The 14,650-nt window shown below is 42.6% G+C and carries 12 protein-coding genes and 1 pseudogene; 7 read left to right on the forward strand and 6 right to left on the reverse strand.

Annotated features, from left to right (window positions below):
- Position 1: 1 nt before the first annotated feature.
- A complete protein-coding gene (locus tag E0E36_RS12705; protein ID WP_130856273.1) occupies positions 2-346 on the forward strand; it encodes a DUF2149 domain-containing protein in 345 nt (114 codons plus the stop codon).
- Positions 336-4,346: a cobaltochelatase subunit CobN gene (locus E0E36_RS12710; RefSeq protein WP_165446978.1), complete on the forward strand. Its 4,011-nt coding sequence runs from the start codon at positions 336-338 to the stop codon at positions 4,344-4,346. Before E0E36_RS12705 ends, E0E36_RS12710 begins: the two co-directional genes overlap by 11 nt.
- A 22-nt stretch (positions 4,347-4,368) precedes the next feature.
- On the opposite strand, the gene E0E36_RS12715 is transcribed toward E0E36_RS12710, so the two are convergent.
- Positions 4,369-4,812, reverse strand: a complete 444-nt coding sequence (locus E0E36_RS12715) for a pyridoxamine 5'-phosphate oxidase family protein (protein WP_130856275.1) — start codon at positions 4,810-4,812, stop codon at positions 4,369-4,371.
- 705 nt (positions 4,813-5,517) lie between these two features.
- Here E0E36_RS12715 and E0E36_RS12720 point away from each other — a divergent pair.
- Both E0E36_RS12720 and E0E36_RS12725 read left to right on the forward strand, forming a co-directional pair.
- On the forward strand, positions 5,518-5,823 hold the full coding sequence (locus E0E36_RS12720; protein WP_130856276.1) for a hypothetical protein: 306 nt from the start codon (positions 5,518-5,520) through the stop codon (positions 5,821-5,823).
- A 249-nt stretch (positions 5,824-6,072) separates the two neighbouring features.
- Positions 6,073-7,566 (forward strand): glycoside hydrolase family 130 protein, encoded by a 1,494-nt coding sequence (locus E0E36_RS12725; RefSeq protein ID WP_130856277.1) that lies wholly within the window; start codon positions 6,073-6,075, stop codon positions 7,564-7,566.
- Here the strand turns inward: E0E36_RS12725 and E0E36_RS12730 are convergent.
- Together E0E36_RS12730 and E0E36_RS12735 are read right to left on the reverse strand one after the other, a co-directional pair.
- Entirely contained in the window at positions 7,563-8,573 is a 1,011-nt protein-coding gene (locus E0E36_RS12730) for a glycosyltransferase family 4 protein (protein WP_130856278.1), read from the reverse strand. The two genes, E0E36_RS12725 and E0E36_RS12730, sit on opposite strands and share 4 nt — an antisense overlap.
- Complete coding sequence (locus E0E36_RS12735; RefSeq protein WP_130856279.1) at positions 8,524-10,806, reverse strand: glycosyltransferase family 4 protein; 2,283 nt, start codon at positions 10,804-10,806, stop codon at positions 8,524-8,526. Before E0E36_RS12735 ends, E0E36_RS12730 begins: the two co-directional genes overlap by 50 nt.
- A gap of 301 nt (positions 10,807-11,107) precedes the next feature.
- Here E0E36_RS12735 and E0E36_RS12740 point away from each other — a divergent pair, with 301 nt between their 5' ends.
- Positions 11,108-11,299, forward strand: a complete 192-nt coding sequence (locus E0E36_RS12740; RefSeq protein ID WP_130856280.1) for a cold-shock protein — start codon at positions 11,108-11,110, stop codon at positions 11,297-11,299.
- Positions 11,300-11,493: 194 nt separating this feature from the next.
- On the opposite strand, the gene E0E36_RS27760 is transcribed toward E0E36_RS12740, so the two are convergent.
- Positions 11,494-11,652 carry a hypothetical protein gene (locus tag E0E36_RS27760; RefSeq protein ID WP_165446979.1) on the reverse strand — a complete coding sequence of 53 codons (159 nt, stop codon included), beginning with the start codon at positions 11,650-11,652 and terminating at the stop codon, positions 11,494-11,496.
- Positions 11,653-12,078: 426 nt separating this feature from the next.
- Here E0E36_RS27760 and E0E36_RS27765 point away from each other — a divergent pair.
- Together E0E36_RS27765 and E0E36_RS12745 are read left to right on the forward strand one after the other, a co-directional pair.
- Positions 12,079-12,149: pseudogene (locus E0E36_RS27765) on the forward strand.
- A 360-nt stretch (positions 12,150-12,509) separates the two neighbouring features.
- The gene (locus tag E0E36_RS12745; protein WP_130856281.1) at positions 12,510-13,571 is read left to right on the forward strand and encodes a PAS domain-containing sensor histidine kinase; all 1,062 of its coding nucleotides are present in this window, start codon (positions 12,510-12,512) and stop codon (positions 13,569-13,571) included.
- An 87-nt stretch (positions 13,572-13,658) separates the two neighbouring features.
- Here the strand turns inward: E0E36_RS12745 and E0E36_RS12750 are convergent, their stop codons facing one another.
- Both E0E36_RS12750 and E0E36_RS27770 read right to left on the reverse strand, forming a co-directional pair.
- A complete protein-coding gene (locus E0E36_RS12750) occupies positions 13,659-13,844 on the reverse strand; it encodes a hypothetical protein (RefSeq protein ID WP_130856282.1) in 186 nt (61 codons plus the stop codon).
- Positions 13,845-14,068: 224 nt separating this feature from the next.
- Entirely contained in the window at positions 14,069-14,257 is a 189-nt protein-coding gene (locus E0E36_RS27770; RefSeq protein WP_149105288.1) for a hypothetical protein, read from the reverse strand.
- Positions 14,258-14,650 lie beyond the last annotated feature (393 nt).

Genomic DNA, 14,650 nt, shown 5'->3' on the forward strand with positions numbered 1-14,650 from the left:
CATGAAATTACTAAGAGTACACCAGGGGCGCGAGGATCAAACACCTCTCGAGGACCCCATAAGTGGCATTGCCAACCTTTTCGATATCAGTGTTGTGCTTATTGTCGCTATGATAGTTGCGTTGATGACGGCGCTCAACATGCTGGAGTTGTTCGATCCCAATACGGAGGTAACCTTAACAAAGAAAAATGCACAGGGTCAGATGGAAATCATCTCCAAGAAGGGAAGGGAAATCAAAGTTAAGAAATTATCGCAAGAAGAAGCTGCCGGCCATGGCGAACGCTTAGGTACGGCCTATCAATTGGAAGATGGACAGATTATTTATGTGCCGGAAAATGTTCAGTAAAACAGTATTTATTCGTATCGTATTATGGAGTCAGCTTGTTCTGTGCTTTGCGTTGGAGGCTTTTTGTGCGCCTGCACCGAAAAAGATAGTGATACTGGTTTCCGAAAATTATAGTAAACCTGTTGCCGAGGCAATTGCCCAACTGCACAAGCTTCCTGGCTTCACCGATGCTTATCTGGTATCAACAGCCATTGACGGAAATGCCGTAGCGGATGTGGGAGGTGCAGATCTAGCCGTCTGCTATGTGCATACCCCGGTCGTACTACAGCGTTTTTCTGCGGAGCTACAGCGCATCGTTAAACGTGGCGGACATGTATATGCGCTTGGTAACACGCCGGAAGCGGATAGTTATGGCAAGCAGGGCATTCGCTTCGACCCGGAAGTGGCTGCTTATTTCGAGCATCCCAGCCCGGATAATCTGGCCAATATGATACTAATGCTGTTGAATAGACATTTGGAATCGACCTATCCGGTAAAGCCGGTTGTCCCCTTTCTGGAAAATGGCATCGTTTCTCTTCGGAGTGGGGAGGTATACGCAAGCTTTGAACGATATGCCCAAGCCGAAAGACTGGGGGAGCGCCCGTTGGTAGGTTTGTATATGTTCCGTTACGAAGCAGTTACCCGTCAGTGGGAGTATATGAAGTCTTATGCGGATGCCTTAGATACGGCTGGTTTCGATGTGATGCCCTTTTATGGCCATCCACTTGATCAGGCAATCGAAGATCATTGTTTGGATGCCGACGGAGGCTCTCGTTTATCGGCCCTGTTGAATTTTTCTTCTTTGCCGGGAGCGTCCAACGAACGGCTTCAGGCGGCATTTTCCCGTATGGGTGTACCGGTAATCAATGCCATCACAATCAGTGACGATACAGCAGCTTGGCATGCCTCCTCCTTGGGGATACCACTTGCGGCGCGTGCCTTATCGCTTGCCCGTCAGGAACTAAGCGGTCAGATACAGCCGATAATAGCGGCAAGCACCGAATCTGTAGCATCCGCCGGTGCGGCTGGATACCGCGTCAAATACGCGCCTGAAAGCCGTGTACGAAGATTGGTGGGGCGTGTAAAAGCGTGGTCAAGATTGCAAAGCCTGCCCAACCGGGATAAAAAAATTGCGCTGATTTATTATAACGGGCATCCGGGTAAAAATAATATTGGTGCCAGTTACCTGAATGTGCTGCCCAAGAGCCTTACGGCCATTTTAAAACGTATGGGTGAAGCGAAATATGATCTTGGTGGTCAAACTCCTGATCCCATTACCGTATTTGATGACGTCATGAACGGAGGCCGTAATATCGGTACTTGGGCACCGGCGGAACTGGATCGGTTAGTGCAGGAAACGCATCCCGTACTGGTTCCGGTGGAGACCTATAAAAAATGGTTCGGACAGTTGCATCCTGCTTTCCAAAAGCAGGTAATAAAAAAGTGGGGTGAACCGGAAGATTCAAAGATCATGACCTGGCGTGATCCGGAAGGAAAGATTTATTTTGTTTTGCCTCGAATCGCCTACGGCAATATTAACCTGATGCCCCAACCGGCCAGGGGTTGGGACGAAGACGCTCAGGCCTTGTACCACGATGTTTCGCTTCCTCCACATCACCAATACGTTGCCTTTTATCTGTACCTACAAAAAGGTATGCCCGCCGATGCGGTCATCCATCTGGGAACACATGGAACACAGGAATGGCTTTCAGGACGTGAAGTGGGGTTTGATGATGACGATGCGCCAGAAGCACTGATGGGTAACCTGGTTAACATTTATCCCTACATTATGGACAATGTAGGGGAAGGAACACAGGCCAAAAGGCGTGGAATGGCCGTGATTATTGATCATTTAACGCCGCCCTTTGATCAGGCCACCTTAAGACCCGAGTTGCGTGAACTTGCGGGGACCATCAACGATTATGATGTGGCTTCCGGCAAAAGTGAAGCACTCGCTGCTGTTCACCTGCGCACAATCAATCGGCTGGCCAGGGAGGCAAATATAGGGAAGGATCTAGGTATTGATGGCGACATTAAAGCAGAAGATGTACAAAGACTGGAACATTACCTGCAGGAAATCCAGGAGACGCTTAGCCCAATGGGAATGCATACCTTTGGGCAATCACCGGATTCGGTGATGGCGATAAAAACGGCAGAAGCTATCGTTGGGCGGATGCAGGGGATACCCAAGGATTCACTTGCCGTGCTACTGATGGATGTTTACCAGCGCATTATGATCAGTGGCCAACGAGAGCTGGATGCACTGATGACAGCTCTTAATGGAAAGTATGTGGAAGCGGGTTCAGGTAATGATCCTATTCGAAATCCTTCGGCACTTCCTACAGGAAAGAATTTTTATTCCTTTGACCCCGACCGTATTCCCACCACAGACACTTATCGAGAAGGAGAGAAGCTGGCTAATCAGTTGATCGCTGATTACCGTGGCAGACACGATGGCCAGTATCCGGATAAGGTGGGATTTAATCTATGGTCGGTGGAAACCATCCGCCATGAAGGTATTATGGAATCTCAGATATTGAGTTTATTGGGGATAAAGCCTACTTATGATGGCTTTGGGCGGTTGAAAGGAGTAGAAGCAATTGCAGATACTGCGCTTGGGCGACCGCGTATCGATGTGGTCATCACGCCCTCCGGCTTGTATCGCGACCTATTTCCCAATCTAATGCTGTTATTAGATAAAGCGGTTTCTTTGGCCTATCAGCAAGATGGTGCTAACTATTTGCGGGAACATATTGACCAAAGTGTGGACAAGCTGTTGTCTTCCGGACTCAAAGACACTACCCTCGCCCGTCAGCTGGCTAGTATACGCCTGTTCAGCACGAAGAGTGGAAGTTACGGAAACGGCTTGAACGATGTGGTTCAGGCCTCCGATAAGTGGAAAAAAGACCAGAAGGTTGGGGCTGTTTACTTTAACCGGATGGGACATTTATATGGGCAGGGTCTTTGGGGAAACATACCGGATGGGGAACTCCCGGAAACAGCAAAGGACCTAGCGGTATCGCTTTTTAAAAGTGCCTTATCCGGGACGAAGGCAGTTGTTCATAGCCGCTCTACCAATGTTTACGGCGCGTTGGATAACGACGATTTTTTTCAGGCATTGGGTGGGATGGCGATGGCGGTACGCCATGTTGACGGGGCGTCGCCCGATGTGATGATTACCAACCTGGCCGACCCGAGAAATACCCGCCAGGAATCGCTAAACAAATTTATCGGAAGGGAGATGAATACCCGTTACCTTAATCCCAAATGGATTGAAAAAATGCTAGATGAAGGATACGCTGGAGCACGGATGATCGGCCAGGTAGCAGATAATATGTGGGGATGGCAGGTCACAACGCCGGAAGCGATCGATGCACAGAAATGGGAGGATTGGATGGATACTTATGTCAATGATCAGTACAATCTGGATGTTAAAGGGCGGTTTGCAAAAGCCGGTAACACTTATGCTTACCAGACGATGCTGGCCCGCATGCTGGAAGTGGTCAGGAAAAACTATTGGAAACCCGACGAACAGCGTTTGCAGCAGCTGATGACCGAATACCTGAAAACTGCCGAAGAAACGGGACTTTCCTGCGCTGACAATGTATGTGGAAATGGAGCCTTGACAGATTTCCTAAAGCAAAGGGCTAATAACACAGGAAATAAGGAGCTAGTAAGCAATCTGATAGAACAGTTGGGTAAAATCCATACAAGTTCATCCAGCTCTGTAAAGGGTAATGCTGCGAAAGCGGTGGCAGAACCTCGAAAACCTGTTAAAGGTCGGGCAAGATCAGGGCGGTGGTCGAAAGATCCCGGAACGACTGGGCAGAATGCTCCCGTAGAAAAAGAAGCAGGGAAGTCCACTCCCGTCAAGGGCTATAAAATGGAAGAAACCAGTTGGCAAGCGAACGATAAGAATCAGAAAGCACAACACGTTTCATCAGCATCTTATGATGGTTTGTTGATAAGCGTCATTGCCTTGTTGATTGGCTTCGGATTTTGGTTTGGCAAAAGGTACTAATCGATATTTTCTTTTATCCACCCTATTGCTCCTCATGAAATTCAAAGCGTCCGGTTCCTTCTTCTATATTTATTCGATAAACGATCAAGCTATTCCGAAGCTCAGGACTTATCGCGTGAGAAGGGTCCCGTCCCGGATCATTGGTGTTTGGCATAATACGTAAAATGAGGCCTTGCATGGCCTGTTGACGCTCCATGTCTTTCAGTTCTTCAAAGGTTCCCCAAAGAATAGCACTTTTCCACTTGAACATGCTTTCAACTTCATCAACCTGAAAACAGACGCGTGGATTTTTCCGTAGCATTTCTATTTTTTTACCTTCACCGGAATGAGCATATATCGCATTATTTTGGTATACATAGTTGATTGGCACTATATAAGTTTCGCCGTTTGCGTGGCATCCAAGCCGGCCGATGAATTGGCTTTTCAATAAATCGACTATTTCTTTCTTATTTAATTCTCCAAGCATGATGCATCTTTCACTAAAAGTACGTAAAACCTTCGATCTTTAAAAGTAATAGTTTTTCAGATAGCTAGTGAGATTCTATACATTGCAGGTGTGAGCATATTTGGAACTATATAAAAAACGGATCGGAGTGCCATATTCCTCATGCCCTGATGGTATTAAATTTTTCGATCAGTTTATAAACATCCGTATAAGGCTCCCCCTTTTTCGTAGGCCGCTTCTCAAATAGTAATTATCTTCTATTTCGTAGATCTCAGTTTAGCTGAGATCTATAGAGATTCAAAAGAATAGGCTATGCGTTTATCGCTACCATCGAACTAGGTGCGTCTGGTATCGATCCCGTTAGAGCTGGTAATACTGCTATTGTACAATTCGCTGTTCGGTTATTACAATCACTTGATTTTGTGGTGTATTGAATTTTGTGTTAAATATGTCAATGATAAGTACAGTCCCCGAAATCCCTGGGCGACTACCGAATCAACAAACTTGTATAATTAATGATGTCTATGAATTAGACATCTGTCCGCCTAAAGTATAGGCATATTTTTAGAATTCAAAAAAAACGCTGCTCGAAATGTAAAGGAAGTTTCAATAACCAGATCAAAACTTTCATCTACTCAATTTTTAAAATTTGTTGCAAACTAAAAGCAAACGTTATAGATGCTCTTTTTATATAAAAAATAACTATATTTACTAAATACATAAATCATGAGTGGTCACACACAAATAAAAGATCCGAACGGTGAGGCGATAATTTTACCCTATACCATCTCGAAGAAAGAAGTTCAATTGGCCGTCTACGGTATTTCCGGAAAAGAATACCGCCTAATTACATATCGAGGAACACAGCAGGTGGATTTTACGATAACTTATTCAAAAGGGCACTGGATACAGCTCGACAAAAACAACCGTGTGATATTAAAAGCCAATCGGATATATGAACTCCTGTTGTCAATTTATACACTCGAAGACGTAGTCAAAAAAAATAAAAATCTTGCGGCTTTGGTCGTATAAACTCCAGCTCTTTATTTATAAGCAGCCACTTCCATTGTTGCCATAAATCCCGTTGTTCTACACGTTCTCATTTTTTTCGACTTCTCCCCACTGATTTTAATCGTGAACTCAGCATAGGTATTCGAGTGAAAACGGCACTTACTTTTAAACAACGTCAACTAAATCAAGTTCTAAAACAACTAACCAGCTATTGATAGGAACCCGATTTGAAGCGAATTCATAACTAAATAACGCCATAAAATAAAGAAAATGCTATTAGAGACAATTAGAAAAGAAAAAATATTTCAACCCGATTCACGTCGGGTCATTGCAAGGTTTCTGTTTGCCGGAGAAGAACGGGCAAAACGTCTGATTTTGGCGATATTAGATCTCAGTCACAAGCAACAAGAAGAACAGTTTGATCAAGTCATCCGCAAATATTCCCGAAGGCATCGTAATATTAGAAAGCGACTAGCGGGCCATTTCCGCCGTCTTATACCCTTGATGGAGCAAATGGAGCTTAATCCCGAAAACTTACGAGAGCACCTGCAATTGCTCATCGGCTCCTATTTTACCATGGAGTATTCCATTGAAGCTGCGGCTTTTTTTAACCCATCTATAGTGGAGCATCCCGACCAGACGCAGCTGAATACAGGACAAAAACGCATTATAATTAGCTTCCGTGCAACCGGCGAGGGGCATATCTCTTCCATTGTTTTTAGAGAGGGGATACTGGATAGGAATCAAAATATCGAAATCTTCGAACCTGGGATGTTGTTAGAAGCTCCTGAACATGTAAAGAACCATGTCTACCATAAAAAATCTTTTTTGAGGAAGCTAAGAGAAATGTGCGACGAAAGCGGACAACATAATGAAGAAGCCTATCAAACCATAAGTAAAGAACTGCAAGATACGTTTACCTATGATGAATTGAAGATTTCATTGCAGAATGCGCAAGCAGTGTTAGAAGTCAAACAGGAAAATACCCTCTTTTTACAAGAAGCGAAATGGCTGGCATCTTCTAATTATGAAATGACATTCTCAACAGACACATCCCTTAGTGAGAGAGTGATCTTTCCGATAGCGGATACAGAGAGAAACGGTATTGAAGATGCTCGCTTCGTGCGTTTTGTGTCGGAAAGTGGTATGGCAACATATTACGCTACATACACTGCCTATGACGGCACTGCTATATTGCCTAAATTACTGAAGACCCACGATTTCCTACATTTTACGGTCATGCCGATTCATGGGTATATAGCCCAAAACAAAGGTATGGCATTGTTTCCTCGGCAGATTAACGGCCGTTATGTTATGTTGTGCAGAATCGATGGGGTGAATAACTATATCGCCTATTCAGACAATATCAATGTTTGGCGCGAAGCAAAACTGATACAGACACCGAAGTATCCCTGGGAATTGGTTCAAATGGGAAATTGCGGTTCACCTTTGGAAACCGAGGCTGGATGGTTGATGATTACACACGGAGTCGGCCCTATGCGTGAGTATGTATTGGGCGTATCCCTCTTGGATCTCGATAATCCAGAGCGGGAAATCGGACGTTTAAGTGAGCCGGTGCTTATGCCGAATGCCAAGGAGCGGGACGGATATGTGCCCAATGTAGTTTATTCCTGTGGTGCCTACATACACGAAGGTGAGCTCGTCATACCTTATGCTATGTCTGATTATACGTCCACCTACGCAACCATCAATGTGAAGGTGCTTTTGGCGGAGATCCTTAAGGAAGAAGTTGCTAGCACTTAACCGTCCAAAATCCGACGGTATACGGTAATATAGTCTTCCGTCATTTTTTCTTTCGTAAATCGGCTTGTAGCCCAATGATAACATCTATCTCTACCAAGATTATGGATACGGTGTATAGCTTGCACCGCCTCTGGTACATCGCTTACCAAAAAGCCTGTTATGCCATCTCGGATCAGTTCGGGCATTGCGCCCTTATTCATCGCAATTACAGGAGTACCACATGCCATAGCCTCCGCAACGCTCAATCCAAAGGGTTCCTCAAACTCGATCAAATGAAGCAATGCTGATGCACCACGCAGTAAATTATTTCTGTCGGCTGGACCGACGTTACCCAAGTACTGAATCTGATCATTGTCAATATGCGGTAGAACCTGTTCGGTAAAGTAAAGCTGATCTTGGATCAATCCCGCCAAGAGCAGCCTTTTCCCAGCAAGCTTGGCTGCCCTAATAGCCAAATGGGCCCCTTTTTCAGGGTGTATACGGCCAAAATAAAGCAGATAGTCTCCTCCGATGGCCGAAAATTGCAACTGAGAGGTGTCGATGCCATTATAGACAGTTGCTATATAATCCAACTCGGAAGACCGATCCGAATTGCTAATAGCAACATAAAAACTATGCTTGTTGTATTTTTTGTAAACAGGAATAATTTTCGGAGATGAAAAACCATGGATGGTAGTCACCATAGGGGTATTTATCAGTTTTGCGTAAGTAAGCGGCAGAAAATCAAAATGATTATGAATGATATCGAAGTCCGCTGCGTTTTCCATAAGTTCACTAATATGCAAGCATTCTTCTACCTTCGGATCCAATGTAGAGTCCTCCGCATAACCGGTAGGACTACTATATCGAAGCTGCGCGTTCGTCAAGGAATCTGCTGTCGCAAATAAGGTCACGTCTATACCCTGTTTAAGCAGTCCTTCCGTTAAATTCGAAGCAACTTGTTCCCATGGGCCATACTTACGTGGAGGGGTGCGCCAGGCGATTGGGGCTAATATTGCGACTTTCATCTTCTATAAATTTGCCGTAAGGTTTTTCAAATGTATGTTGGACAGCAAGGTACGAAATGATATACGCAAGCGTACTTTCCGCTCCCTGATTGCGGTTTACACCGTCCGGTTGCAGGCCATCGCAGCACCCGTGTGTCTCGAAGTCGTACAGGCTGACACGAAGATCGTTCTCTCCCAAAAACCACATGAAAGACGTATGGAGTGAACCGAGATAGCTGAGTTTTCCACTATGGTTATAAGCCTGCAGGTATAGAAGTACCATGGCCATGGCATCGACAGGTTGTTGTGCAAATGGTGAGGGTGTCTCTGTTTGCCGATACCAATTCTGATTGCCGATAAGGCTCAAATGGCCTTTCTGTAAGGTGTGCAGCTCTAGAAAAGCCATACTTTCAAAAGCAGTTTCTTCATAGGTTTTATTTGTTAATACTTCGGCGGCATATAACATCGCCAAAGGAAGCAATGCATTATCGTAAGCTAAAAGTGATTCGTACCAATGCCATCCGTCTTTACGGTGAATTTGGTACTCGTGATGAAGACGAGCCGCTAGTTTCCTTATCAATTCAATCATGCCCTCGTCTGAAGGATTATCTTGTAAATAATAGTACAGACCTATAATGGTGTTGGCAATACTACGTATCGACCGGAGCCTTTCGAATTGTGGCATCGCTCTGAAGAAAAGTTGACGTGCCATCTGGTAATAGGCATCCATAGGTGAATAGGCCATTGCATAGCCTAGGGCCCAAACAGCGCGACCGAAAGCGTCTTCGGAGCTTGTTTCATCCAGGAAGCTACGATTAAACCCCATAAAATTCCGGAAGGTGCCATTTGCGTTCTGTGCATAATTAATATAGCCTAGGTAGATTGCGATGTATTTAATTGTCCTTTCACTTTTTGTCCGCCGGTATGCCATTAGCATCATCAGTAGCGCACGGGCATTGTCATCCAGGCAATATCCCTCGTGATAATTTGGAATACCGTACGTAGCATGCTGAAATATTCCTGTACTATCGGTCAATCTGTCAATATGGTCGAAACGCAACGGCGGGAGTACATTGAGATCCAAAGCCGGATCTTCCTTGATAATCAATTTCGGTGTGATTTCATTCAGGTGTTCGGCCAGTGCATAATACCTACCTCCGGTTTTGGGCCAAGTGATGGTTTTTCCATATTCTCTCGCGCAGGAACGCATTGTCTCTAACTTATTGGGATGAGCAAGTAAATCTAGCAAAATAGCAGCTAATTGCTTGTCATCATTGAAGTTGAACAATTTGCCGCGCCCGCCATCCAGCAATTCAGCGGCATGCCAATAAGGTGTGGATACTACGGCCGATCCGACGCCAACGGCATACGATAGGGTACCGCTTGTGATCTGTGCCTCATGAAGATAGGGGGTCAAATAAATATCCAAGGCACTGAGATATTTGAATAAGTCATCTTGAGAGGCATATTGATTCAGAAATATAACATGATCTTCCAGATTAAGTTTTTTAACAAGCCTATGTAAAAACAAACGATATTCTTCACCGGCATGTCTCACAACGTTGGGATGCGTTTTGCCGAGTACGATATAAACGGTATCCGGGTATGCTTGCACCACTTTAGGTAACGCGCAGATAGCTGTTTCAATGCCCTTGTTGCGCCCGATGAAGCCAAAGGTTAATAGTACGTGTTTTCCTGTAAGCCGTAATTCCTGTCGGACCACCGTTCTATCATATCGGATGTCAGGTACCCCATGCGGTATCATTTCGATTTTTTCCACGGGTACGTCATACAACTCGATGAGCATCTCTACGGCCTTGTTTGCCATTACAACCACTTTTTCCGCTGCCCTTACTATTTCTTTCAAGATCATGGACTCATTGTAAGATGGCTTTTTCAAAACCGTATGAAAAGTCACTATTGCCGGTATTGCTATATGATGCAGTAGGGTTAGGACAAATACACCGTTTTGCCCACCAAAAATGCCGTATTCATGCTGCACCACACAAATATCAATGCCGTTATTGTTTATATAATCGGCAGCTTTGAGGTAGCTATGATGATCATCTTGTTCAATGATAAACTTTACCTCCGGAGGATAAGCGTAAGTATTGTCGGGATCATTGATGGCGATTACAATGTTTTCGGATGCTTGGGAAGATGCTAAATCCTGAATGCTTTCAAACAAGTTCTGCGAGAAAGAGCCAATGCCACACTGCCGAGGTGCATAGGTGCCTATGAATGCGATTTTCATTTTCTTTTTGTTTATCTGTGTGCGTGCCCTTTATCTATAATACATAAAGAAAAGAGAATCTATATTTGTTTGCTTCGGATCGATGCGAATAACGAGGTAGATAGTCCGAAGGATATCGAAGTGATTAAATATACTCATTTTTAATGAGATATACCGTGTTTTTCCAGGCAAAATGAATTTGGTTCTTCGCCAAGCAGTTGCCGATTTTTTATATGTTTAATATACTTTGTTTCGTATAAAGTTATATAACAATAAATTATATGTATCTTTATACCAGTTATTTATTTTTAATTTGTTTTAAATGCAAGAAGGCGTAGTAAAATTTTTTAACGAAACCAAAGGTTTCGGTTTCATCACCCCTACAGACGGTGGACGTGAAATTTTTGTTCATTCATCGGGTCTTAAAGATCGCATACGGGAGAATGATGATGTATCTTTTGATGTAGAACAAGGCCAGAAAGGTCTTAATGCAGTAAATGTTAAATTGATCTAATTAATTTTCGCATATATTGTGAAAGCCGTCTCGAATTTTTCGGGACGGCTTTTTTATATGTTGTTGAATGTTGCTCTATGTGATCTTTTTACCTCTGTCCTTTCAGTATTGTCAACTTATCTATTCATGCCCTCGCTTAATTGCATTTCTCTTTCTTTATACCGAAAAGAACAATACCTTTATTCTTATTTAGCCTACAAAGGCGCTTCTAAAATTGAGGAATTATCACCTTCAGCAAGTCTATTCGCTGAATAAGGTCGGTCGTCCGCTACCATTTCGCTAGCGGATTTGCCGACCAAATCTGCCAGCTTGAAACCAAGCACTGTGCTAGCAACCGCTGTTATTCGATCCATTCACAAAGCTGTAAAAAACAAAACCCCTGTTTCAAAGGGGTTTTGCTATTACTAAAACAACTTGTAAAACTATAACTTTTAATGTATACAACTACTTTAACAACAGGGCAATCATGTTAATGTTTGTAAATCTTCAATAAATGTTTGGTAAAGTGCTTTCTTCAAACTGTTTTTTTCAAGCTCGATAAGTCTTTGGTACTTCTTGATCAGTAAGGATAATTGATGTTTATTCATTTGGATGTGTTTGGATGCCACGAAGCTAATGCCTTAAGATGAAAAATGCATAACCTTTCTGTAAATTTTTTAGATACATTCTAAATAATATTCAATACCCTTTGGAATAAGCAACGCTATTTGTGCAAATTCCGGGCAGGAATTGGGTAGTGCAAACTAACCGAACATTCTTAGATTTGTTTCCACAAAACAGGTCGGATGGCTGAGTGGTTAGGCAGAGCTCCGCAAGAGATCTCACAGTGGTTCGAATCCACTTCCGACCTCAGTAGCACATAGATGTAGTTTTTATTTGTAAAAGTAGCATCTCGACACAAACTTTTTCTCTTGATCAACGTTTGATATCATTGGTTAGAATTGCCAGTTGTTCTTAAGCATAACAATACGACGAACGTTGAAATTGTTAAAACTACATATTGATCTGTAGACTAATAGTGCATGTTGCCCTACCTTTTGGAATCACCTTAATAAATAACGAAGATAGGACAACTTTGTGAACAATCGCTTTTTGGGCTTGACGTGCAATGCATTAAAGCTTGATTTATAATCTGTTAAACAATAAACTCGTATCAAAAAACGTTACAATATATTTGTAGCACCCGCGAACAGATTTATTTATTTCTCTTATGACTATATTGCCGCCCATCACCTCATTAACTGAAAGTTCTAAGTTGCTCTTCTTCTCGTATGATTGCAAAACAAACAGGTTTACTTATGTTAATCCTGCTTTCGAATCTTTTTTTGGACGATCGAGCGACAACTTAGATCTTGCTTTTCTGTTTGAAAAAGTTCATTACGAAGATAGGCAATATGTAAAAGAGAAATTGCTCGATTGCTTAAACGGTCAGGTAGTTCACAGTCTGGAATGTCGAATTGTTTTGCATAAAAAAAAATATTGGTTCCGAATTGAACCGCATTTAGTACGTGATGACGACAATCAACTGCTGGTAGGACACGCAGAAGACATCAGCCTTTATAAAGAACATGATGAAAACCTAAATAGACACAACGATAAAAAAAATGCTATTTTGGGTATCATGTCGCATGATCTCGCCGGTCCCATTGGACTTATAACAAACATCACGGTGCTTTTGAATCGGGAAGTAGATCCCGATAATGTTAAAGTCAAAAAATTTCTATCCATAATTGACAGGGCAAGTAGGGAATGCTTACATCTGATACGCGATTTTTTGGATACGGAATTTTTGGAGACCGCGGAAATCAGATTACTGAAAAGGAGAGCAGACGTGGTGCAGTTAGTTCAGCGTATGATAGAGGAGTATGCCGGAATGCAAGTGGAGTTGAATCGGTCAATATCCTTTGAGTGCAATAGGAAAACCATTTACGCAGACATTGATGAAGCGAAGCTGCCACAGGTAATAAATAATCTCATTTCCAATGCGCTTAAATTTACGAGGGCGGACGACCGCATTACAATCTCACTTGATGAAAGCGATACAACTATTTACATAACGGTTGCCGATACCGGAATTGGCATCCCGAAAGAATATCATGCGACTTTATTTGATAAATTCAGCCCCGCAAGGCGTAGAGGCCTTGGTGGTGAGAGCTCCACAGGCTTGGGCATGCATATCATTAAAACGATTATCGAATGGCATGGAGGTACTATAACCTTCAAAAGTGAAGAAGGCCAAGGCACTACTTTTTATATACAACTACCGAAATAGATGCTAGTAATGCGCTGCAGAAGAGATCTTGGCATGGTTTGAATCTACAAATTACTTAACCTATACACTACTTTCAGTTTGGCTATTCTAATTTTTCCGTACTTTCTTTTCTCTTAAGACTTCACTTTTTCCAGTGGTGTCTTCATCAGAGTCCGGGTCAAATTGTGGTTCGTCCTTATCGATCTGTTTTGCTTTTTCTTTCTCAAACTTTTCCTTCTGCCGCGGAGTAGCTGCCGGTTCGGTAGCTACTTCTTTCTTTTTATCCGATTTCATATGCCTATTAAGAATATAAAAATAAATGTTCGTTGGATTATTCCTTGCTTCAAACGACAGTAACGGATTATTGGTCCCAAAGCTCCTCATCAGGGGCTTTATTCCTTACGCTTTAAAGTGGGCGAAGGTATTTATTTACTAAAAACAAGGTAGAAGAGAATTTCTATTGTATTAAACAAAAAATAAGGTTCTTTTTGTTCAGCAAGGCTAAAAAACTTCTCCTGCTACCTGAAGAAAAAATAGGCTATTGCCAGCGCAATTACGGCAACAATAATCGACCAGTGGATCGTAAAGCCAACTTTTTTGTCATCCTTTTCGTCAAGAGCCACTTTCGGTAATCCCGGATTATCTTCATGCTTGGCATAATTTGTTTCCATTGTCGTTTTTGAACTATTCGTTTTATCCTGTTCCATCTGTTATATGTCTGATACCTATAAATAACGATTTAAACTTCTTAGTGTTTGCGGAGGCTAAAAAAGCAAAGCCCCGCCATAAGGGCTCTGCTCTTACTATGAACAACTTGTAAACTAAAACTTTTATGTAAACAACTATTGCAACAACAACGCAATCTCAATAAGGTTTTAGGATTTGCTGCTAAATCTCATATTCACAATAGTGTTTGCGGATCCTCTATAGCTGTGGTAAAGTACTATTTCCAAACTGTCTCTTTCAAGTTTCAAACGTCTTTTATATTTTTTAATAAGTATGAATAATTGGTGTTTATTCATTTAGATATGTTTAGATGCGCTAAGTTGATACGTAGAGATTAAAGATCCATTTGCGATCGGTAGTCAAACTATAACAAG

Source organism: Olivibacter jilunii, assembly GCF_900607235.1.
In the GTDB taxonomy this organism is placed as follows: Bacteria; Bacteroidota; Bacteroidia; order Sphingobacteriales; family Sphingobacteriaceae; genus Olivibacter; species Olivibacter oleidegradans.